This is a genomic window from Rugamonas sp. GW822-FHT03B10 (assembly GCF_058801745.1).
The window spans coordinates 23,215-42,227 of record NZ_JBXANP010000028.1 but is presented as its reverse complement, the minus strand read 5'-3'; the positions used below and the strand labels follow the sequence as shown (position 1 = coordinate 42,227).

Genomic DNA, 19,013 nt, shown 5'->3' with positions numbered 1-19,013 from the left:
CGACCGGATTGGCGAGGCTATCGCCGAATGCAAATAACAGACAGCAATGTACCACAGCCTACATTACTTCCACTTGAGGTGGTCCCTGTAAAAGCGTTGTCGCTCGAGGTAAATGCTTGGCATGTATTATTCGCTGAATTTATTCCGAACGCGTTGAACCAAGCATATATCCCACGGTCGACCGTCTGCGCACCAGACAATGAAGCGGAGTCTGCAAAATACCATCCGCTACCGAATGCCGACTGACAAATAGCATCAGCGCCAGATAGTCCTCCAAGGTTGCCGGAGTATTTTGTTCGTGTCGCGGCGACATTGGTTCCACCAGCACCCGTAGCTTGAATAATAACTGTCGGCGGCTGCGTGGTCGCGTTCTGGTTAGCGCGCGCGACCGCGCCGCCTGGGTTGCTGGTAGCGACATAGGAACCGCCAGACAGGCTCTTGACGGTGACAGCACCGTTCGCCTGGACCGCGCCCGACTGGTGTGCCCAGTCGATCGGGCCGGCCGCCGCCGGCAGCGCCAGAGCGGTCAGGAGGGTCGCGGCGCGCGCCGATCCGTTGAGACCGGATTGGCGAGGGGGTTATCAGGCCCAAATCCTTAACGCTTTCTCGAAAATAATGTGGCATAGCTGTATTCACATGGTCATGGGCAATGGATCAATCATCACAATGTGTCGTTCGTCGATTATTTCCAAGTAGTGGTCGGGTACCGGAACTGCTCCATTTCCGCGCATTGATGTGACGATCTCTCGAAGCAGTGCGTCCCTGGCAAGTTGAATGGTGGAGTCCCTGCAGTTCCCGATGCCGGCTAGATTGTCGAAATCTGGGAAGCGGAATCCGAAGCCTTCTGCACGCTCTTCGATCATGGCAGGGTAGGGCACAAGGTTATTCAGTACTGCTTGTTTGCCTTTATTCCGATTGCCCTCCAGTTTTCGCACTAGCTTTGTTGCCCGAAGGTGTGTGTACCGCTTCAACATGGAGAGGCTCTTGTGCCCGCTGATCGCCGAGATCTCCATGATGTCGAGCGTGCCCAGTTCGAAGAAACGGGATATAGCTTCGTGGCGTGCATCGTGGAAGTGTAGGTCCTCGATGCCGAGCTTGCCCATCATGTAGCGCCAGGTGCTCTTGAACCCTTCTGACGTGTAGGTGAAAACGCGCCCTGATGGCTGAACGCCCATTCTCATCAAAGCCTCACGAGCCCTTTGTGACAATGGGACATCGCGTTTTGAGCCGTTCTTCGTCGACGGCAGATGCGCGATGCCGGTTTTAAGGTTGATGTGTTCCCATTCCAGTTTCAATAGCTCACCTTGACGCATCGCAGTTTCAAGCGCAAGCACAACTATGGAGTAAAGACTTGAATTCGAGTGCTGATGGCAATACCGTAAAATCAGCCTGTCCTCGCGCGCGGTGAACCGTCGTTCGCGGCCCGGCGGTGGCTTTGGCTTGCGCACTTTAGCGACGGGATTGTCGTCGCAGTAGCCCCACTCGATGCGGCACAGATCGAAGAAGTTGGAGAGCAGACAAAGTTCTAGGCGAACGGATGCCGGCGACAACGGCTGCTGAGTTTGAGGGTTGAGGTCGGCGAGGCGCTGGTCGCGGTAGGTGGCGATGTCGACGCTTGTCACCTCGCGCACACGCTTCTTGCCGAGGAAGGAGCGCTTCAGTCGCTCGATGCGGTACTTTTCTTGAGCGTACCCTTTTTTGAGCAGGGATACCTTGACTCTGTAGGTCTCAAGCGCAACCCGCATCGTCGGGTTATTCATGCCCCTCGCCGGCGGCCAGAATTGCTTCCATGCGGAGCACGAGCGTGCTCAATGGCACCTCTAGCGCCTCACACAAAGCGATCATTGTGTCGAGGCTGGGAGACCGTCTCCCTTTTTCGAGGGTGGAAATATAGGTTCTATTTAAGTTGGCGTCAAATGCGAGCGCATCTTGTGACATCTTCTGTTCGTTGCGTATTTCTCGAAGTGTCACGCCAAACGCTTCATTATTTGTCATCCAGATAATCGATAGGGCAGTCTATAAAATGAGTTGATATAATTCTAGGAGAAGCCATGCAGGAAGCGCCGGAATTATCATTCTTCGCATTCGAGGGTGGACTGTCACAGACTTTGTTTGCAATCTAGTATTTTCAGAGCGTTGCCTCTAGATGTCATCCGACTATTTTCGAACTTCAGGGAAATATTTTCTTGACGTGGTGCACAAGTGCACCTAAGATATTTCGTGTTTAACACCGGAGATCGAGATGAGCTTTCAATATATTCAAGACCACTATCGCGTGCCCGCAGAGCGTGGTCGACGCGTGATTTGCTCCGGACTGGCGGGCGTCATCATGGAACCGATCAGGCAATACATCGGCGTGCGCTTAGACGGTCGGAACGAGATCCTTCCTTACCATCCGACTCACGAAGTGGTGTATGGCGAGTTAGAGAAGCTGCCCGAAACGAAAAGCTGGAAATGCCTCGCTCCCTGGCGCGACGAGTTCGATTCGTCCTCCTGGTTCACGGTCGAGGCCGAAACGCGCAGCAAGGCCCGATACCAGGCGTTTAAGTATTTGCGCTTCGATTGCGAGTGCGAGATCGATGATGAGGCGCTGTTGTACATCAAAGTTCGCCGCGTGCGCTAGGCCAAGTTCTCGATGTCCAAACTGATCAAAGTCTTTGCGGTGCTGATGTGCGCAGCTGCTGTTGCACCAGCAGCTGCGCAGCTGTCGCCAGCGGATGTGCTGAAGAAACAGGAGCCAGCGCTGTACGCGCTCTATCAGGAGTACTCAAGCTATCAAGCAGCTCTCGGCGAGTATGCGAATCGCCAGGGATTCCGCGCGCCGTTTGAAAAATTGGCGACGACGGTTCACGAAGAAATTCACATCGCGTCTGCTGTCCATCGCGGCTATTTTATCGACGGAATCTACTACGAGCCCTACCTTGCGCGCGAGGCCGGTGCGCAAGCGCCTTGGCCCTCGTTGGCGAACAAGGACGTCTACTCCTTCGTGCTTCCAGACGAGAAAGGGGTGATCTACTCGGTATATATGCCGAGTACGCCAAATAATCATCTGGGCAACGTAGTGGACGAAATCAACGCGCACGCGCACGTGGCCAGCTTCGTGTGCGTCAACGAGCCCGACTCGGCCCCCAAGCAGATCCGGAACCTCGTAGGCCATCTGCACCTGCAAGAGGCCTACCTTCGCGTTTTACGGCTGTCTCGGCCTGCAGAATATCTGAACTTGGCCAACGACCGGGAGAGCAGGGGAGCCATGGTCGCGATTTCGACGAAGGCCTGGGAGGCGCTCCGTCGGTGCGGTTTAACCGAGAATGCCATTCCGTCCGGTGAGATGAAGTATTTCATGGCGTTGAACAAAGGCAACAAACGGTAATTTTCTTGACATGCTTCAAAGCAAGAGCTATCTTTGGGGCGTATTGTCTACTAAAGTCGGAGGCCATGATGGCTATGGATATGTTGGGCGCTCAAATGATGGGGCGCTTCTGGGGTACGGATAAGCGCGCCGAAGCAGCTGATTGGCAGGGGCACGCCTCGGCTTTGCAACAGCGTCTGGCGAAGGCGGATGAGTCCGCTGTATTCAAGCAGGCCGAGTTCGATGCCAACGACCTGGTGCTGAAAATGGCATTGGAGGCGTTGAAAAAAGCAGATCCTAACTCGCCGCTGCTGGACAAAGGCAACCGCGATCTGATGCGTCGTCGTCACATCGCGGGCGCGCTGGGTGCGAAGGGCTACAAGTTCGATGTCGCAACTGGGCAAGTGCTGTCACGTCCTCGGTAGTCGAATTTTTACCCAGAAAGAAGGCCGGACGATCCGGCCTTTTTTTGTTAACGCGAAATCAGCGCCCAGGTTGCGGGCGGTCGGGATCCAGCGTTTCTTCATCATAGCTGGCCATGGCCGCCGACAACTCGGTTTCCCAGTCTTTCCCATTGCGGTCTGCCCAATGGCGCAAATTGCACAGGAGATCGCGCAGGCCGTAAGTCCCAGCATCCGGATCTTGCCGATCATGGAAGGCCTTCCTGGTATAAGTGTCCAGGGCGACGGCGGCCAGCTGTGCGCGCGCCTCGTTAAAATCTTCAGGGTCTGGGGGCAGTGGCATCGTTCATCTCCTTTATTGACCTGAGCCGAGCAGCTCATGATTCGTAGGCCCGTTTGGGGTCGGGGTTTCCGGAGCCGCCTTCTTATCGCGGCCACCGCCGAGACCGCCCGCAGCTCCGTGTTTCGCTTCGCGTACACCGCCCACCAGAACATCGTGCCCTTGATCACCTTTGTTTTCGGCACCGCCAAGACCAGCGGCGTGAGAGCCGAGCCAGCGCAAGATGTTGTCTGGGATCCAGTGGATCAGCGAGAAGACAATATGCACCACTGTAGTCATCGTGATGACATAGATCGCCACATAGCAGATGAAGGATACGATACCGGTCAAGGCATCTGCCTGGACGCCGGAGACCACAGTCATGAACATCACGTTCACGATACCAGTGATCGGCTGGGTGAGCAGCATCGCGCCGATCAGGCCGAACAGCATCAATGCCGGTCGCATGCACAGCGAGAGGATCATCATGTAACCTTGGCCCGCCTTGCCGACGGCGTCATCGCCATCAGGATGCACGTGGGCGATGCCGAACAGCGGGCCTGCGATCACGGCCTCAAAAACCAGTACGAACCAGTTCACCACGGAGGTGGTCCAGGTGATCGATGGGATCATGGGAACGTAGGTCGATAGCGTGATGCCGAATCCCAGTAGGGCCAGCAGTAACAGGGTCAGGATGCCGGATAGGAACTGGAATACTGCGCCAATATCGAAGCCGATGCCGACCGTCGCTTTCGCACCCAGCGAATTAGCCACGCCGGAAGCGCTGGCTAGCGTGACCAGCATTGCCTCACCGGTACCGACGATGGTGTCGCCGAACGATTTCATCTGGCTCATGTGATTGAGGTTGGATCCTGCAATCTCCTGCGTCATCTGATTGATCGCGCCCATGAATGGGGCGGAAATCAGCTTGCGAACGTATTCCCAGGCACCTTCGCCCTCGCGCGGCGCACGCACGTTGGTCTCGGCGTAGTAGACGCTGCGTACGCTGTCGGCTCGATGCTTGACGTATTCGTCGGCCGTGGCGATAGCGTCCTGGTAGGTCATGAGCGCTTCCTTGGTCTCTTTGTCGGAAATGTCGATTGCGTCCGACGTTGGCAAGCCGTTGAGCGTGGACTGCATCACATCATTCATTTTGACGATATGGTTGTACCAGGTTCCGGCGAAGATCCATCCACCGTCCTGCGCTCCCTTCATAAAGTCGCTGCGCGCGCGGTCATTCGTGTTTTGGACGGCGGTTTTCGCCGCGGCGCGCAGGGCGGTCTCATAGTCGGCCGAGGCCGATTCCAGCGCACCAGGTGGTGGCTTTTGACCCGCCACGATCTGGTCGGCGATCGGTTGCAGCGCAATGATCATCTTCTGAACGGCTTGCGCGTGTGCCGCCATGATCGGGGCCTTGATCACCTTGGTGTTGCTATTGCCCTCGGATGCTTCCCAGGACTGCTTCCAGCTGATGCCGCCGCAAACGTCCGGATTCTGGTAGGTGTTGTCGTTGGCGCGCCACTTGTAATCGACCACGCTGTAGCGCGCGTTCGAGAAGTTCTTGATGGTCGTGTACACGCCCACTGGTGCAACCGCGTCGAAGACGTCGTAGTTGAGCAGCTCACCGGTGTTCGACACTGTCTGCGGTATCGATACCGCAGTGATCCGGGTGCTGCGATTCGATTCCTGGAATTGCTTGTTCATGGCCGCAGCGCACACTTCGAACTTGAGGATATTGGCGGCGAGCGGGCGCGAGTCAGGGATCATCGGCCGGGCGATCATGTTGTCCTGGTTCATCTGCTCGATAGCAGCTTTCCAAATGGCGTCGCCGATCCCCACGCCTTGCAGAGCGAGCCAAAGAATGAAGATCTGGATCAGGGAATAGCCGGATCCCAAAGGGAGGAGCAGGGCGGTCCCGCCGACGGTGCGCAGCGGCACCCAAATGGAGGACATTTTGTTGCCCAGAACTTCGCCGTCGTGCGCCGAGTCGATCGTTCCCTTGACAGTCGTGTAGCCGACAAAAATCATGCCCAGGAAGAGGACCGCGCTATTGAAGATCTTCATCATCGCGCCGAGCACGTCGGTGGTCTGGCCGCCTTGGACGTTGGCACCGCTATGGATGAAGCCGATGATGCTGCCGAATACCTCGCGCAAATACTCCACCGACAAATCGCTGGCCGGTGGCGTGAACTGGTTGAGCGTCGTCGATGAGTTCGGATCGGCAAGAACGACGCCCGACAGTAAGCAAAGGCCGAGTAAGGTGAAGAGTTTTTTCATGAGCTAGCCCTTGGGGCGATTTGATGGTGCAGGAGCCAAAGGCGTCGGCATCTGCATTTCCGGGGTTGACTCGTCGGCAACATTCAGGCGAGCTAGCAGCCTGGAAGACATTCCCAACCAAGTAGGCGCGGCCGTCGTCTCCGCAGCTCGTTCTATAACGGGCAACGTCGATTTTGGTGCAGTATTCGATGTCTTTTCGGCATCGGATAGTGAGGTTTTGTAGTTCTTCAGGATGCGTAGCACGTTATTATCCGCTATTGACTGACAGGCTTTTTTAAACAATACTAGCGCATGATAATACAATGAAAGTTCAAACGTCTACCATGCTCAGCCTTTCAACAGACAATGTTCATGAATATTGGCAACAGGTTTCCCCTGAGTTAGGTCAATTGTTCGAGAGCATCGAAAAAACAGAAGACTGGACGCTGGACAGTGGCCCGGATGTTGGCGAGCGGCTGTCAAGGATGGGCCTGAGGTTGGCCGATCCAGAAGCCACCCGTCGCCTGGCCGGCGCGGACAAGAATGAGCTCTTGTTCTTCCTGGTCTATATCAGCAGCAGCAAGGCATTGAGGTTGATCCAGTGGATGGACACCGCGCAGAGTGGACTTGGGACGCAGTGCTTAAACGCTTTGCTGGCACGTGATCAAGAAGGCGCATTCGCCAACGTGTTGGACCCAATGCTGGCCAGTACCATGGTTCAGCGGCTGCGCGTGATTCAGAACACGCCGTTTTTCAAGAAACTATTGGACCCGGCGATGCTCGACAGCATTGCGCGGGCGATCGGGAATTACCAGGAAGAGAAGGAACGACATGAAACGTAACTTGGCCGTGGCCATCCTCGGGATGGCGCTGCTCACTCCCGCCGTGAGCTATGCAGTGGATCCACAATCGGTGCAAATTTATTGTGACGGTATCAAGAAGGCTGCTCAAGATGCGCAGCTGCGCTATATCCAGACCTACCAGCCGCGAACCGATCCTGGCAAGACCTTCGAGGACGCTACTACCAGCTGCCTCGACTTCATCAACAAGTTCAACGTTGGCTTTTCGTTCAACATCCCGAGCTTGGGCGACATTACGAACATTCTTCAGCAAGCGGCACAAGCCATGATGCAGAAGGCTTGCCAGTCGGCCGCGCAGCAATTCAACAAGTCGGTGCAGGACGCTCAACAGTCGGTGGGCCAGTCTGTGACCGGGGTGAATCAGATTCCTGGTGTGAATGTCGGGACGCAAACCGGTGCGGGCTTACCATCCGGGGTATCGACCATCATCAAGACTGATAATGGCACGACGCTGAAGAATACGGCCACGAACGCGGCAACGAACGCCGTGGACCGCGTCATCAACTTCCTCAAGTGATAGCACCATGCGCAATGTATTCAACAAATTGAAATACCTGGCGGTGACGCTGGTGTGCGTTCTCATCATCGGCGGCTCTAACGTTCCGACAGCAGATGCGTGCTGCGGCGACGGCCCGATTGCGGCAGCCGGCGCGTCCTCAGCCGGCGCGGCCGTATCGGCTGCGGTTGCTACGGCGACCACCACCATTGTCACCTGGATGGAACGTGTCAACATGACCATCGCGTCCGGCTTCGGCAAGCTGTACGGGGAGATGGCAAAGCAGACAGCCCAGCAGCGTGTGTTCGAACAAGGTGTGATCGCCGCGCAGACGCAGATGTATATGGAGAAGGCGCGAGCTGATGCTGCTACAAAGTACGAACTTTCGCCACGGGTCTGCTTTGAGAGTGCCGGGGGCATTGCCGGCTCGGCCGCTACTGCCGAAGCGCAGCAAAATCTGAATGATTTGAACCGCGACTTTTCCAAGCGAACACTGTTCACGGCAAATACCTCGGCGGTGGTATCGAAGATCTACGACGACCACGTCAACAAATACTGCTCCCAGCAGGACGCCCAGCTGGGTCGCTGCTCGAATCCGGTGGATTCGAGCATGCAAAACGCGGATGTGCGTGCCGACGCTATGCTCAACAGCAGCAGTTATACTTCCGATCAGATCGATGCGGCCCGCTCGCTGGTTGGCAATTTGGCTAACCCGATTCCTACGCAAAACATTCCCAAAGACTGGGAAAAGACACCTCAGGGCAAAGCGTTTGTGGCAGGGCAGTATATCGAGCAGGCGCGCGCATCCGTGGCCGCAAATTCGCTTAATCGTGCCATCGCCATGCGTACGCCGGTGGTCGGTCTGGGATCCTCTGCGATGCTGAACAAGGCCGACGTGTCCGAGCTCGAGCTCATGGAGAGTCAGGTGCGCGGGCGCTTCGAGTCGCCAGCGTGGTACACCATGATCGCAGGTTTCTCGATGGAGAATCTCCTGCGTGAAATGAACAAGATGCAGGCGTTCAAGCTCTGGATGGATCACAAGTCCTTCCAGCAGATGGAGCGGGTTGAGACGATTCTCGCTACGCAGCTGGCGATGGATGTGAAGCGCGACTCCGAGAGCCGCCTGAGCTCGGCGCGAAGCGTTGCCGCGAAGGCCGGCCAATGAAGCGGATCTTCGGGGCAATCGTCATTGCCCTTCTTCTTTCGCTCGGACCAATGTATAAGGCTGTTGCCCAGGTGTGCTGCGACCCATGGGGATTTGTTGGGTACGCTGCATTCGTGCAGGCCGGCACCGGTGTAATCAGCACCATTACCGCGTCCGTCGGCTCGATCGTCAACGTGATCGAGCTCCAGCTTTCCGTTAGCTGGGGCAATGGCTTCGGTAAGCAAATGGCCGAGATGCAGAAGCAGACGGCGGCCGGCAAGATCTTCAAGCAGGGTGAGATCACCGTTCAAACTCAGCTGCACATGCAGGAAGCTGCTGGCGAGGCGGCAGAGAGGGCAGTAACCCCCGCCCAGCAAAACCTGACGCTGGCCAATGCCCTGATTCTGTCCGAGCAACGTGACGTTGTGCGCCAGAAGGTCACTGTTGCCGATCAGGCCTTTGTTGCGGAAGTGTACTCGACTCGTGCCCAGGATTCGTCTACGGTGATTTCGCGGCACCAGCCGTACTGCTCATCCTCGGACAAGGACCGAGGGCGCTGTGATGCGATCGCGTCGTCGACCATGCAGAATGCCGACCTGACGGTCAATACCATCTTTACGCCGGGTGATGGGCAGTATGCCACGCTGTCCGATGAGGAGCGCGATGCCGCCAACGCTTTCGTGCGCAACGTCGTGAACCCAATTCCATTGCAGCGCTTGCCGGCAACGGCAAAGTCCGAGCAAGCTAAAGCTGCGGACACCGACATGTTGATCGACCAGGCCGCTCTTTCTGTGGCGGCTCACAGTTTCAATGCCGCAATCGCACACCGTACACGGAGACACCAACAATGAAACAGGTTTTTCGCGCGCTCGCCGCTGCGCTTCTGGCTCTCGTGGCCATGACCGCAAACAGCTCTGCCACCGAGATAGTGCGAGGCGGCGCGGTCGATGTGCCAGCGCTGATCCGGTCAGCTGCCGTAAAATATCAGGCCCGATTCAAACTCACTGACAAGCAGGCTGTGGCCCAGCTGGACGGCATGCTGCAGCAGCAGTATGCCGCTGCTGGGACCCTTGCCGGCACGAAGGATGCATATCTGAAAGCGCTGTATTACCAGGCGGCGGGGCTGCTCATGAACGGCTACCCGATCGCCGGCGGAACGCTGGTTAGCATTGCCCGAATCCAGCCTGGTTTCGCTCAAAGCCAGGGCGGCAAAGGCCTGGCCCACTTTGTTGACGCTATGCTCGCCCCGTCCGATGAAGAGGATGTGGACATGATCCAGTTCCGCACCCGCGCGAGCAAGGCGCAGCAGGTGCTGAAGTCCTTGCGGCCGGAGCTCTATCTCGTGGCCCAGCTGCGTGTCATGGGTGATATCTATCGTGACGATATCGCCGTGAGCGCCGGCAACCTGGGACTGGACCGCCTCGCCGCAACGGCCGTAGAGCGTCGCATCATCGACGACGCGTTGAAGGCGAGGTAAGCATGGCGAAGCGTTTGGGAATCGCCGCAGCTGCGGCAATCGTGTTTCTCAGCGTGGCCGGCGACGCGGCGGCGTGTTTGACCGTTCCAGCGCCGTCCAAGCTGGTCACCAGCATTTACGGCTGGCGGTTCCATCCTGTGTTCAAGACATGGCGGCTTCACCGCGGGGTCGACCTGCGCGCTGAGATGAGCACCGCCCTGGTGGCCAGCCACAGTGGGGTGGTCCAAGTCGCCAGCTCGGCGAGCGGCGGTAACGAGTTGCGTATCGTTGGCGACGATGGGACTGTCAGCCGATATCTGCATTTGACGCGTGCCACTGTCGATTCTGGCACGCACGTGTCAGCCGGCCAGGCTGTTGCCCTCTCCGGCAACACCGGTCACGCGTCGGCTGCACCGCACTTGCACTTCGAGGTTTACCAGGGCGGTGCGAAGAGCGACATCAACCCCGAACCGCTGTTGTGTGGAGGCGTGACCCGGAAGGCTGACGCCGCTTCGGTCGCCGGCTTCCCTGTGCAGGCCTGCAATCCAGATGGCGGGCAGTGCTCCGGCGGCAATGAAGGCACTATCCCGCCGGTGGCAGGCGGTGGCGGCACCGGGCAGCCCAGTGTCCCAGCAGTTAAGGCCGAACAATTTGATGACATGTCGACGGCCGAGGTCTTTGAGACCGAGATAAGTAAGCGGTTCGGAAATCCCGACTGGTACAGGGAGCAATCTGAGCGCGGCATGGTTCCGCTTTTGGTCGAGTACTTGCACATGCTCGCGCTTGAGCAATATTTGGAGTACCACAAGAGCCAGGCTCGGGATCGGGTCGAAACGCTGCTCGCAACCAAATTCGCGAGGCAGAATAAGCGGGAGATCGCCGTGCGCTTGCAGCGTCAACGCGAGGCTGCCGCCAAGGCAGGTCCTGCGAAATGACGACAAGGGCACTGCTCACCTGCGACGCGGTACCTGGTCACATGGTCATCGAAGAGGTATTTACGATGGTCCAGTTCACTAAACGCCTCCTCGTATCGAGCGATGGAATTGATGCGGGTGACCTGCAGGATGCACTCGATACGCTGGCAATGGCCGCGCCAGATCGCGCGAACGCCCTGATCGGCGTCCGTGTGGCCACGTCTGCCGTATCTGTTGCAGAATCGCAATACCTTTATTTCACCTACACGGGAACCCCGGCGGTGGTGGTGGAACGAGAAGTCTCGGCGACCTAAATAACCCGTTGAAACAGGTATTTGCATATATTTGCTGACGTTATAAGCTAACGAAAGTAAAATTGCTGCTGTCAATCAACTTAGGGGCGATCATGGGGCTGCTGAAAAAATTGCAAGATGAACACGATGGTGCGGACAGTGCACCGGATGAAGCACCGGAGTTGCCTCCGGATGCGATAGCAAATGAGGGCGCGACATCGAAGGCCGCTCAATCCGCGCAAGCTGCCGTTGCCGGCGCGCGCCAGTTTCCCCGTGCGACAACCCCGGGTGACGAACAAGCTGCACCGAGTCATGGCGCAGCTGCTGAGCCTGCCCTGAGCGCAAGCGGGGGCGCTGAGCCTACGGCGACAGAGACGCCAGAGCAAAAGACAAAAGACGAGCACGATCACGCAAAAGAGGACGAGCTGCCGGCGGAACTGGTGCTGCTCTACGAACTGCTCAAAGGGCGCGACTGGTCCGTGGAACAAGCGCCGGACCCGGCCGTGCGCGCCCGCGGCGCGATGGCCTGGGGCCTGATCGAGGGCGAGATCCGCAAGGCCGTCGATGCTGGTCATGGCGTCGAAGTGCATAAGCTGTGGAACGAGTTCGCGCCTCCAGGCCATGACGGCTTAGCCCAAGTCCTCCAATCTATGCACGCTGAACCGCAGCTGGGCGCTGCTGGTCAGGATCTTCCGGCCATCATCGAACCTGTCCTGGCGCAGGCTCCTGCACCGTATATCCACGAGTACCGGCCCGACAACGACTATGGCGCTGGCGTCATCGACGTCGATGTGAGTGAGATCCCGGACGAGGCGTTCGCAGACGGCTACAAGCGACCGAACTGGGCGCAGCGCCCAACGTTCAAACCAGACAGCATGTCGGCGCTGGATGAGCTGCTCGCCGGCCAGAACGGCCAACAGGTTTCAGCGCAGCCAAGCGGCGGCGGTGCAGGCGTCGGCAGCGTCGATATGCTGTCTAAGATGCTGTCCGCCCCGTTCGCGCTGACGGCCGCCGCCGGCAGCATGGTGCTCAACTCGCTCAAAGCATTGGGTGGGAAAGCGAAGTCGATGTATGCCAAGGAGCGCATCAACGGCCATTCCATCCTGGCAGCGCAGCTGGACCAGCACGCGAACGAAATTGCTTCGTTGACCAAATCGCTGCGCCAGCATGGCATGGAGGATCTCATCACCGCCATGCGTGATACTGGCCGACCCGCGCGCGAGGTCTGCGCCGGCATGGGACCCGGGGGACAGTACGAGCACCTGGGTAAGCGGTTCCAGGACTTGATGCAGGATCCCGAATTCGGCAAGAAGTACGCCAGACTGCAGGAAGTACTCGACGAGTTCAATTTCAACGCGTCGCGTTACGCTGCCTCCGGCGTCGAACTGGATCTCGACTACAGCGACGCCATCGACCGCAATCTTGAAGTTATTTCGGCCTCCACGGAAGGTTTCGTGTTCGAGAAGGACGGCGTAATCAAGCACCTGCAGGAGATGGCGCGCCAGATCAGCGAACGGATCAGCGAGCTGGTCGATTCGCTCATGGGCCGCCTCAAGCCACGCTAACAGGGAGGCACAGTGAACCACACTCAACAAATCGAGCAACTTTCCAAACGCGTGGACGCCGTGTTCAAGACACTCAGCGCAGCGCTGGCGGCCGAACCGAAGCCAGCGTCGCCAGGCGTCTTGGGCGAGCTGCAAGCCCAGTGCCTGGTCTACGCTGGTTTTCTGGCCGATGTCCTGGCTGGCAGAGTGAGCATTTTCAACCCTACAGTGCTGCAGATGACCGAGTTGGTCCTCAAGTTCTGCATGCTGGTGGAGAGCGATCTGGAACCTCAACAGGTATAGGACGACAAATGAACCTTGAAGACTTGGGCCAGGAAGCCCGCAAATTGTTCGGCGCATTCTGTGATCGCATGGCGAGCGTGGATCTGCGCGCCGCAGCTGCGCTGCCGGCGGCTATAGGCGTTTGTACGGCGCTTTATGGCGTAGGGCTGGAAGTGCATGGCCAGGGAGAACTGCTGCGGCAAGGCGGCTCCATGGCCGTAGATGCCTACCGCACGGCCATGCAAGCCGTGCCGATCGATTCGATGACCGAGTATGTGAAGCTTGCGTTTGCCGGTGCACACCGCTCGTTTGGCGGCAACGAGCAAGGGGTTGGCTTTGGTGTCGCTGCGGTTGGGCCTGTGCTGTCGACAGCCAGTGTTCTGCTGTCGCGTGGCTTCAAGGCCGTCGGCAATTTCCTGGATACGAAACTGAATGAGGTGCGATCGGAACGAAGGCCCAGCATCACGGATACGTTCGGCGGTGGCAGTATGGCCTTGCAGTCGCTGTCGGCTGCCGGCGGCCGCCCAAGCCCAATTGGCAGAATGCCTGAAATCGCCACGCCCGACGACGCCGAACCATCGATGCCGCGTCCTCGATGAGCCCCAATTTTGCCTAAGGAATTAGAGATGACTGCAATGTTTGAACACATTGATCCCAAAGTGACCTTCGATGCCGCTGTGGCGACTGCGATATGGTGTCGTAAAACGGCCCGAGTGACTGCAAGGGCTGCTGTAGAAGGGGAGAAAATTGACACCTATATCAATGGGAAGCTCGAGACGTCCAATACCGCCACGTCAGCGGATATGGTGGTCCAAAATCCAGGGGGCGAAAAATATCTGGTATCAAGTGAGAAATTCCTTGTTAAGTACGAAATCGCAGATATGTCTTCGTCTGAAGGGGGATTTGTTTCATATCGATCCATTAGCAAACCTGTGTTGGGTGTTCTCTTGGAGCGCAATGTTGAGTTCCGCGCACCTTGGGGGGAGCTGATGCAAATCGAACACGGCGGTTATCTGATCAATGCCGGAGGAACTGACATATACGGTGTGGCAGGCGATGCGTTTCGGGCGACCTATTCCCACTGCGATGAAGAAGGACGTTTGCTGGACGCTGATAAATGTGTTGTTGACCTACAGGCAATTACTGGTTCGGCAATTGAGAATACGTTCGATGGGCGAAGCTTGGTGTTACTTCGCGCTGGCAATCACGCCACACCATCTGAAGAACCTATCATCGGCCCGCGTCCTCGATGAGCCGCGACCTGGTCATCATCGAAGCACCCGGGAAGCTTAGGACGCTGCACTCCGTCTTTGACCAGATCGGGCTGCATGCCGATATCTGCGCGACCATCGGGCACTTCCTTGAGAATCCTGCGGACCTGCGGGACACGGCGATCGAATATCGCGATGGCGAATTCGTCGAGACCAAGCGGCAGCCGCAACGGATCGATTCGTTCGCCTATTTGCGTGAACAGATCCGGCGCTGTGAAGGACGCATCCTGATCGCCACAGACAACGATGCAGAGGGCTGTGTGATCGCGTCCGACGTCGCTACCCTGATCGATGCGATGGGCGTGCGGCAGCCCGTCTACCGCATGACCTTCGGCGGACTTGATCGGGCCAGCGTCGAGGCGGCGCTCAACACACTGCGGCCGGTGGACGACAGTGAGGCGCGGCCAGGGACAGCCCGTCGCATTGCCGACCGGCTCATTGCATCGCGGCTTTCCGGCTTCGAGAACGGGCCACCGGTTGGACGCGTACAGAGCGCTCTACTGGGCTTGGCAGAGCAAGGGATCCCGCATAGCCGGATCCATCTCAAAATGCCCGCCGCCGACGGCGGCAAACCCTTCCTGGGCAAGTTGCCCGTCACGGGCGCACGCAATCCCGCGCAGCTGCTGGCTGAGCTGGGCACGCCTGACTTGTCGCCAGCTGCGGTTGCCGATAGCTGGACGACGCCCATGGCCAGCCCGATGAATTTTAGCGATGCGCTGCTCGCCCTCAATACCGGTATGGACATGAGCGTCGAGCGTGCAGGCGACCTACTACAGCAAATGTACGAAGCAGGGGACATTTCCTATCCGCGGACGCAATCCAGGGCGTTTACCGGTGCCGGCGTCGACGCGGTCGCGCGCCTGGCCAGGCTGAAAGGCATCATGGCTTTCAAGCGCGGCATAGTGTCCGCAATGACGCCGTCAGCACGTGAGCCCCATGAGGCCATCCGCGTGCTAAACGAAGGCCTTCTGGCGCGGCTGGACATTGGGAAACCGCTGAAGCTACAGGCGACGGAGCGCGATGCTGCACTGGCGATCATCGCTCGGCAGTCGGTGTGTGCGGGGGTCCCGGTTCAACGTGCAGTACCGGACTTGCAAGCCGTGCCGGCATGGGCGCGCAGCATCGAATGGCACCGGGACACACGTCGCGTGGTCTTGCCCTGGGCGACCCCGGATCCCGCGCCGGTCCAGGCACTGGATCCCGCGGCCGCGGTCTTGACGGCAATGAGCGCCCACGGCATCGGGCGGCCGAGCACGGTCGCAGGACATGCCGCCAGATTCATCGAACGCGGGCTCGTCGACGAGCACCTGACGCTGACTGCGAAAGGACGTGCGATGTTCGATCGCGCGCCACCTGGTCTGAAGAACGTGCTCACATCGGCGAACATCGAGCAGCTGCTCGATGACACGGAAGCCGAGGTGCCCGACCTGGTGCGCTCTGCGCTCCTGGCGGCCGCCGACGGTGATGAGGTGCGATTGAATGAAGTGATCGAACAACTGGAATTGGAACACACTGATGAAGATGAATTGGAACACCGTCATCGGCCAACTTTTTGACCGGGGCGAAGCCGCTATGCGCGTGGTGCGTCGACATCGTGTCGCGGCAGCGGTGGCAGCTGGTGGGCTTGCACTGCTGATGCTGGCATTGTCGCTGCTTGACCTGAGTCCGGCATTGACATCGAAGCAGGAAAGCTTGGTCCGAGACTTCGTCATCGGGACGAACTCGCCGGCAGTAGCGCGGGAGTATGATCGGGCCCGGCAAGATGGCCTGACTGCGAATGAAGTGCAACGCATCATCGAGGTGGCTAAACGACAGGATCCTGGCTACGGCCTGATCAGCGACGAGTATCCCCCAGCGGGGGGGAATCCGTAGACGGATATCTTGCTAAGGGATGTTTTTGTATCGCCTATTGTCAACGGGCTCCTCATGTGGGCGGTAGACGCAAAGCCACCCGCCCTGATACAGAGCTTCCGGTTCTGTCCGATAGGCCGCCTTTCGATGGACCCCCCCTAATCCCAGTCGATCCTGCCCGATCCACGCAATATCTACGTCAAGTAGACGCTGCGATTCCTGAGAGCTTGTATTCGCGATGAAAGATGCCACGTTGGCGTATCGTCCCAGCTCGGAAACGTGCATCTGATTTACCTCTACATGTCCCGCCCATCCGCTTTCCAAGACACGGCTACGCGGCACTTCCACGCCGAGTGTGAACTGGCTGGAAACCTTGATCTCCCAATGGTCAAATGGCGGCGCGAACGTGGCCACCCATGTCTGAATGCAGCCGACGCGGCCGTACTGGTTTGTATTGTGCTCAATGCCTGTCAGGACGATAAACTTTCGCCGCATCTTCAGCAGTTTCGGCCTTTCTAGCTCAGCAAGGATTCTTTGCGTGCCTGGCTGGTAAACCCTGGCAATTTTGCCTGCCTCGCGTCGACCTTCGTCAGTCCCAGTTTTAATGATCAGTTCGACAGCTTCGGGAGCGCCGTCTTTTTGAAACGAATACGCCGGTTCTGGCGCGGCCGCACCGAATTCGCGACGTTTAACTAGCCAAACCAGCATCTGAGCCTCGAAATAACAACTGTATATGCAAACAGTATATCAGATGACTATAGAGTATTTTGCCGTCCTGAGCAGGAATGACACGACGTTTCTAGATTGCAATAATGACTAACGTCTTACTATCGCAGACAGAATTTATGCGGTCAAAGTGACTTTGTTGCGCCATCGCATGCAACTTTTGTTGTATTATACGTGCAACCTAATCACGTAGATTCAATGAAATCAGGTATGTTATCTCCCGACGACGTAAAACTGACCGGCTATATAGACTTCGAGCACATCATGATCCACCTCGCGGCAGAACGTGGCTGGCAATTCAGATTTGCCGGTGAGCATGTGCCGACGCAAAACGTCTTCAATCGTGCCACATACGCGCCGGCGCTACTCACTGCCGCCAAGGCCGAGCTTGAGGCGCGCGGTGTTGCATGCGATCTGGGTATCCGCCTGGAAGGTGAATTCAATTCGCTGTTCGGCGCGCGTGTGGAATTCGAGGCCCCGGTGAATGGAGTCTATTCGCAGATCTGGCGGCTGGCTACCACCGCGATGATTGTCGAATCGCTACCAAGGGCAGGGCAGTACGTTGAGCTTGATCCGCTGCAGTTTGTGCTGGGCGACAGCTTCTCTGCCTATTTGGCACCCACTACTTCCGCACCACTGGGGGGCGAATGAGCAAGCTCATCAAACTACTGCATTCGCAGGACCAGGCCAAGGTCGAAGGCGCTAAACCAGCGCCGGCCTTGGCAACGCCGGCCGCTGTTGCACCTGAATCGAACGCCATGGGCGCGCTTGAAGGTATGCTGACCGACGTGGCAAAGGAAACAGTGCCGGCCCCAACGAACGCGACCTCGACTGTGGTCCTCGCGCCTAATTCCGTGCCAGCGGCTGAGCAGATCGCGCCGCAAAAACCGCAGATGCAGGCCGGCTTCCTCAAGCGTGCTGCTGCCGCGGGCGACGCTGAGCGGCAAACCGCCGCCCCCTCATCGAGCGCGCCGCGCGCTGCATTGGATTACCTCAACATACTGAAGTCACTTGCGCCTGTATTCAAGGCGGCATTTGTCTATCCGGGACATGGCGCTGCTCCGGAGCAGATCGGGGCAGCCGTCCGCCAGATGTCCCAGGTATCGGTCGGCCTGGCCGAGTACATCGCTACGCGCGGGGACCAGCTTGAAATGGACTCTGCCTGGGCCAAGCGCAACTTGCATGACTTCACGGCCGACCTGGTGGCCAACCACTGGATCGCTACTGTACTCGGCAATGGTGGCGCGGTCGCGGGGCATTCCCCTGATGTCAGCGTCGAATATTTCGTTCCGGCGGTGCGCGCCGTCATGGAGCTTCCTGCCGATTTGCCTGCGCCAGCCGAGAAGTTTCAGTTGTCCTTTGGCGGCGCTATGCAAATCGCCATGTTGAAGGCGATGACACCGGTAGCTCTCGAGGTGGAGCGCTTCGCACATATCGTGAACACCCGCATTCCAGCGCAGCCGGTTAAGGTGGATGTGCTGGTGCAAGCTGTGTCAAAGTTTCTGCTGGAGCAGGCTCTCTCGCATTTCGAACGGTTCATCTCAGACGCCAACGATGTCACGGACGACGATCGCAAGATCATGTTCGAGACGATGATTTCCCAAAGCGCAGGCGTACTTGTCGCGTCATGGGAGCAATGTCGCGGCGAAGTCCTCGGCGCGATTCAGGATGCCGCATCGGTTGAAGAAGCCGAGGCCATCCTTCAACGACCGGAATACACGCACGGCTTCCCCCTTGAGGCGCTGCAACAGCGGGCTGCCGACTCTTTGCGTCGTCTCACGGGCACGACCCAGTACGCACTGCAGATGATGCGGCAGACGACTGCGCCGGCGGATCGGAAGGGAGTTTGAG

24 protein-coding genes are annotated in these 19,013 nt (G+C 58.0%); 19 read left to right on the top strand and 5 right to left on the bottom strand.

From position 1 onward, the window contains the following. The coding region (locus AC1RQG_RS26190; RefSeq protein WP_493136068.1) for a hypothetical protein at nucleotides 1–246 on the top strand (246 nt) is incomplete at its 5' end. A gap of 386 nt (nucleotides 247–632) precedes the next feature. Here the strand turns inward: AC1RQG_RS26190 and AC1RQG_RS26185 are convergent. After that, on the bottom strand, nucleotides 633–1,760 hold the full coding sequence (locus AC1RQG_RS26185; protein WP_493136066.1) for a site-specific integrase: 1,128 nt from the start codon (nucleotides 1,758–1,760) through the stop codon (nucleotides 633–635). Continuing rightward, entirely contained in the window at nucleotides 1,753–1,995 is a 243-nt protein-coding gene (locus tag AC1RQG_RS26180) for a helix-turn-helix domain-containing protein (RefSeq protein ID WP_493136065.1), read from the bottom strand. The genes AC1RQG_RS26185 and AC1RQG_RS26180 overlap by 8 nt, the downstream gene beginning before the upstream one ends. Nucleotides 1,996–2,242: 247 nt before the next feature. Between AC1RQG_RS26180 and AC1RQG_RS26175 the strand changes: the two genes are divergently transcribed. The 3 genes from AC1RQG_RS26175 to AC1RQG_RS26165 all read left to right on the top strand — a co-directional run bounded on the left by AC1RQG_RS26175 (nucleotide 2,243) and on the right by AC1RQG_RS26165 (nucleotide 3,774). Further along, nucleotides 2,243–2,623 carry a hypothetical protein gene (locus AC1RQG_RS26175; protein WP_493136064.1) on the top strand — a complete coding sequence of 127 codons (381 nt, stop codon included), beginning with the start codon at nucleotides 2,243–2,245 and terminating at the stop codon, nucleotides 2,621–2,623. A gap of 12 nt (nucleotides 2,624–2,635) precedes the next feature. Further along, nucleotides 2,636–3,370 (top strand): hypothetical protein, encoded by a 735-nt coding sequence (locus AC1RQG_RS26170; protein WP_493136062.1) that lies wholly within the window; start codon nucleotides 2,636–2,638, stop codon nucleotides 3,368–3,370. A gap of 65 nt (nucleotides 3,371–3,435) precedes the next feature. After that, nucleotides 3,436–3,774, top strand: coding sequence for a hypothetical protein (locus AC1RQG_RS26165; protein ID WP_493136061.1), 339 nt, complete (start codon nucleotides 3,436–3,438; stop codon nucleotides 3,772–3,774). A gap of 58 nt (nucleotides 3,775–3,832) precedes the next feature. On the opposite strand, the gene AC1RQG_RS26160 is transcribed toward AC1RQG_RS26165, so the two are convergent. Then, complete coding sequence (locus AC1RQG_RS26160) at nucleotides 3,833–4,093, bottom strand: hypothetical protein (protein ID WP_493136060.1); 261 nt, start codon at nucleotides 4,091–4,093, stop codon at nucleotides 3,833–3,835. A 12-nt stretch (nucleotides 4,094–4,105) separates the two neighbouring features. Further along, nucleotides 4,106–6,346 carry a DotA/TraY family protein gene (locus tag AC1RQG_RS26155; protein ID WP_493136058.1) on the bottom strand — a complete coding sequence of 747 codons (2,241 nt, stop codon included), beginning with the start codon at nucleotides 6,344–6,346 and terminating at the stop codon, nucleotides 4,106–4,108. A gap of 302 nt (nucleotides 6,347–6,648) precedes the next feature. On the opposite strand from AC1RQG_RS26155, the gene AC1RQG_RS26150 reads away from it, so the two are divergent. The 13 genes from AC1RQG_RS26150 to AC1RQG_RS26090 all read left to right on the top strand — a co-directional run bounded on the left by AC1RQG_RS26150 (nucleotide 6,649) and on the right by AC1RQG_RS26090 (nucleotide 16,457). Beyond that, nucleotides 6,649–7,167 carry a type IVB secretion system protein IcmW gene (locus AC1RQG_RS26150; RefSeq protein WP_493136057.1) on the top strand — a complete coding sequence of 173 codons (519 nt, stop codon included), beginning with the start codon at nucleotides 6,649–6,651 and terminating at the stop codon, nucleotides 7,165–7,167. Beyond that, nucleotides 7,157–7,702, top strand: coding sequence for a hypothetical protein (locus tag AC1RQG_RS26145; RefSeq protein WP_493136055.1), 546 nt, complete (start codon nucleotides 7,157–7,159; stop codon nucleotides 7,700–7,702). The genes AC1RQG_RS26150 and AC1RQG_RS26145 overlap by 11 nt, the downstream gene beginning before the upstream one ends. Nucleotides 7,703–7,709: 7 nt before the next feature. Beyond that, on the top strand, nucleotides 7,710–8,846 hold the full coding sequence (locus AC1RQG_RS26140; RefSeq protein WP_493136053.1) for a conjugal transfer protein TraW family protein: 1,137 nt from the start codon (nucleotides 7,710–7,712) through the stop codon (nucleotides 8,844–8,846). Then, nucleotides 8,843–9,676, top strand: coding sequence for a conjugal transfer protein TraW family protein (locus AC1RQG_RS26135; protein WP_493136051.1), 834 nt, complete (start codon nucleotides 8,843–8,845; stop codon nucleotides 9,674–9,676). Before AC1RQG_RS26140 ends, AC1RQG_RS26135 begins: the two co-directional genes overlap by 4 nt. Beyond that, nucleotides 9,673–10,302, top strand: coding sequence for a hypothetical protein (locus AC1RQG_RS26130; protein ID WP_493136049.1), 630 nt, complete (start codon nucleotides 9,673–9,675; stop codon nucleotides 10,300–10,302). Before AC1RQG_RS26135 ends, AC1RQG_RS26130 begins: the two co-directional genes overlap by 4 nt. A gap of 2 nt (nucleotides 10,303–10,304) precedes the next feature. Further along, nucleotides 10,305–11,216, top strand: a complete 912-nt coding sequence (locus tag AC1RQG_RS26125) for a M23 family metallopeptidase (RefSeq protein WP_493136047.1) — start codon at nucleotides 10,305–10,307, stop codon at nucleotides 11,214–11,216. A 41-nt stretch (nucleotides 11,217–11,257) separates the two neighbouring features. Next, nucleotides 11,258–11,509, top strand: a complete 252-nt coding sequence (locus AC1RQG_RS26120) for a hypothetical protein (RefSeq protein WP_493136045.1) — start codon at nucleotides 11,258–11,260, stop codon at nucleotides 11,507–11,509. Nucleotides 11,510–11,571: 62 nt separating this feature from the next. Continuing rightward, entirely contained in the window at nucleotides 11,572–13,053 is a 1,482-nt protein-coding gene (locus AC1RQG_RS26115; protein ID WP_493136043.1) for a hypothetical protein, read from the top strand. Between the two features lie 12 nt (nucleotides 13,054–13,065). Continuing rightward, nucleotides 13,066–13,335 carry a hypothetical protein gene (locus AC1RQG_RS26110; RefSeq protein ID WP_493136041.1) on the top strand — a complete coding sequence of 90 codons (270 nt, stop codon included), beginning with the start codon at nucleotides 13,066–13,068 and terminating at the stop codon, nucleotides 13,333–13,335. Nucleotides 13,336–13,343: 8 nt separating this feature from the next. After that, nucleotides 13,344–13,913 (top strand): hypothetical protein, encoded by a 570-nt coding sequence (locus tag AC1RQG_RS26105; RefSeq protein ID WP_493136039.1) that lies wholly within the window; start codon nucleotides 13,344–13,346, stop codon nucleotides 13,911–13,913. 27 nt (nucleotides 13,914–13,940) lie between these two features. Beyond that, a complete protein-coding gene (locus AC1RQG_RS26100; protein WP_493136037.1) occupies nucleotides 13,941–14,567 on the top strand; it encodes a hypothetical protein in 627 nt (208 codons plus the stop codon). Next, entirely contained in the window at nucleotides 14,564–16,141 is a 1,578-nt protein-coding gene (locus AC1RQG_RS26095; protein WP_493136036.1) for a toprim domain-containing protein, read from the top strand. The genes AC1RQG_RS26100 and AC1RQG_RS26095 overlap by 4 nt, the downstream gene beginning before the upstream one ends. Then, entirely contained in the window at nucleotides 16,101–16,457 is a 357-nt protein-coding gene (locus AC1RQG_RS26090; RefSeq protein WP_493136034.1) for a hypothetical protein, read from the top strand. The genes AC1RQG_RS26095 and AC1RQG_RS26090 overlap by 41 nt, the downstream gene beginning before the upstream one ends. A 12-nt stretch (nucleotides 16,458–16,469) precedes the next feature. Here AC1RQG_RS26090 and AC1RQG_RS26085 read toward each other — a convergent pair whose 3' ends face one another. After that, nucleotides 16,470–17,144 (bottom strand): hypothetical protein, encoded by a 675-nt coding sequence (locus tag AC1RQG_RS26085; RefSeq protein ID WP_493136033.1) that lies wholly within the window; start codon nucleotides 17,142–17,144, stop codon nucleotides 16,470–16,472. Between the two features lie 228 nt (nucleotides 17,145–17,372). Between AC1RQG_RS26085 and AC1RQG_RS26080 the strand changes: the two genes are divergently transcribed. Together AC1RQG_RS26080 and AC1RQG_RS26075 are read left to right on the top strand one after the other, a co-directional pair. Further along, nucleotides 17,373–17,813, top strand: coding sequence for a hypothetical protein (locus AC1RQG_RS26080; RefSeq protein ID WP_493136032.1), 441 nt, complete (start codon nucleotides 17,373–17,375; stop codon nucleotides 17,811–17,813). Beyond that, nucleotides 17,810–19,012, top strand: coding sequence for a hypothetical protein (locus AC1RQG_RS26075; RefSeq protein ID WP_493136030.1), 1,203 nt, complete (start codon nucleotides 17,810–17,812; stop codon nucleotides 19,010–19,012). Before AC1RQG_RS26080 ends, AC1RQG_RS26075 begins: the two co-directional genes overlap by 4 nt. Nucleotide 19,013: the final 1 nt, after the last annotated feature.

Excerpts from the sequence above, each read along its gene's own strand:
- AC1RQG_RS26185 (WP_493136066.1), bottom strand. The coding sequence starts at position 1,760 with ATGAATAACCCGACGATGCGGGTTGCGCTTGAGACCTACAGAGTCAAG.
- AC1RQG_RS26180 (WP_493136065.1), bottom strand. The coding sequence starts at position 1,995 with ATGACAAATAATGAAGCGTTTGGCGTGACACTTCGAGAAATACGCAAC.
- AC1RQG_RS26175 (WP_493136064.1), top strand. The coding sequence starts at position 2,243 with ATGAGCTTTCAATATATTCAAGACCACTATCGCGTGCCCGCAGAGCGT.
- AC1RQG_RS26170 (WP_493136062.1), top strand. The coding sequence starts at position 2,636 with ATGTCCAAACTGATCAAAGTCTTTGCGGTGCTGATGTGCGCAGCTGCT.
- AC1RQG_RS26165 (WP_493136061.1), top strand. The coding sequence starts at position 3,436 with ATGATGGCTATGGATATGTTGGGCGCTCAAATGATGGGGCGCTTCTGG.
- AC1RQG_RS26160 (WP_493136060.1), bottom strand. The coding sequence starts at position 4,093 with ATGCCACTGCCCCCAGACCCTGAAGATTTTAACGAGGCGCGCGCACAG.
- AC1RQG_RS26155 (WP_493136058.1), bottom strand. The coding sequence starts at position 6,346 with ATGAAAAAACTCTTCACCTTACTCGGCCTTTGCTTACTGTCGGGCGTC.
- AC1RQG_RS26150 (WP_493136057.1), top strand. The coding sequence starts at position 6,649 with ATGAAAGTTCAAACGTCTACCATGCTCAGCCTTTCAACAGACAATGTT.
- AC1RQG_RS26145 (WP_493136055.1), top strand. The coding sequence starts at position 7,157 with ATGAAACGTAACTTGGCCGTGGCCATCCTCGGGATGGCGCTGCTCACT.
- AC1RQG_RS26140 (WP_493136053.1), top strand. The coding sequence starts at position 7,710 with ATGCGCAATGTATTCAACAAATTGAAATACCTGGCGGTGACGCTGGTG.
- AC1RQG_RS26135 (WP_493136051.1), top strand. The coding sequence starts at position 8,843 with ATGAAGCGGATCTTCGGGGCAATCGTCATTGCCCTTCTTCTTTCGCTC.
- AC1RQG_RS26130 (WP_493136049.1), top strand. The coding sequence starts at position 9,673 with ATGAAACAGGTTTTTCGCGCGCTCGCCGCTGCGCTTCTGGCTCTCGTG.
- AC1RQG_RS26125 (WP_493136047.1), top strand. The coding sequence starts at position 10,305 with ATGGCGAAGCGTTTGGGAATCGCCGCAGCTGCGGCAATCGTGTTTCTC.
- AC1RQG_RS26120 (WP_493136045.1), top strand. The coding sequence starts at position 11,258 with ATGGTCATCGAAGAGGTATTTACGATGGTCCAGTTCACTAAACGCCTC.
- AC1RQG_RS26105 (WP_493136039.1), top strand. The coding sequence starts at position 13,344 with ATGAACCTTGAAGACTTGGGCCAGGAAGCCCGCAAATTGTTCGGCGCA.
- AC1RQG_RS26100 (WP_493136037.1), top strand. The coding sequence starts at position 13,941 with ATGACTGCAATGTTTGAACACATTGATCCCAAAGTGACCTTCGATGCC.
- AC1RQG_RS26095 (WP_493136036.1), top strand. The coding sequence starts at position 14,564 with ATGAGCCGCGACCTGGTCATCATCGAAGCACCCGGGAAGCTTAGGACG.
- AC1RQG_RS26090 (WP_493136034.1), top strand. The coding sequence starts at position 16,101 with ATGAAGATGAATTGGAACACCGTCATCGGCCAACTTTTTGACCGGGGC.
- AC1RQG_RS26085 (WP_493136033.1), bottom strand. The coding sequence starts at position 17,144 with ATGCTGGTTTGGCTAGTTAAACGTCGCGAATTCGGTGCGGCCGCGCCA.
- AC1RQG_RS26080 (WP_493136032.1), top strand. The coding sequence starts at position 17,373 with ATGTTATCTCCCGACGACGTAAAACTGACCGGCTATATAGACTTCGAG.
- AC1RQG_RS26075 (WP_493136030.1), top strand. The coding sequence starts at position 17,810 with ATGAGCAAGCTCATCAAACTACTGCATTCGCAGGACCAGGCCAAGGTC.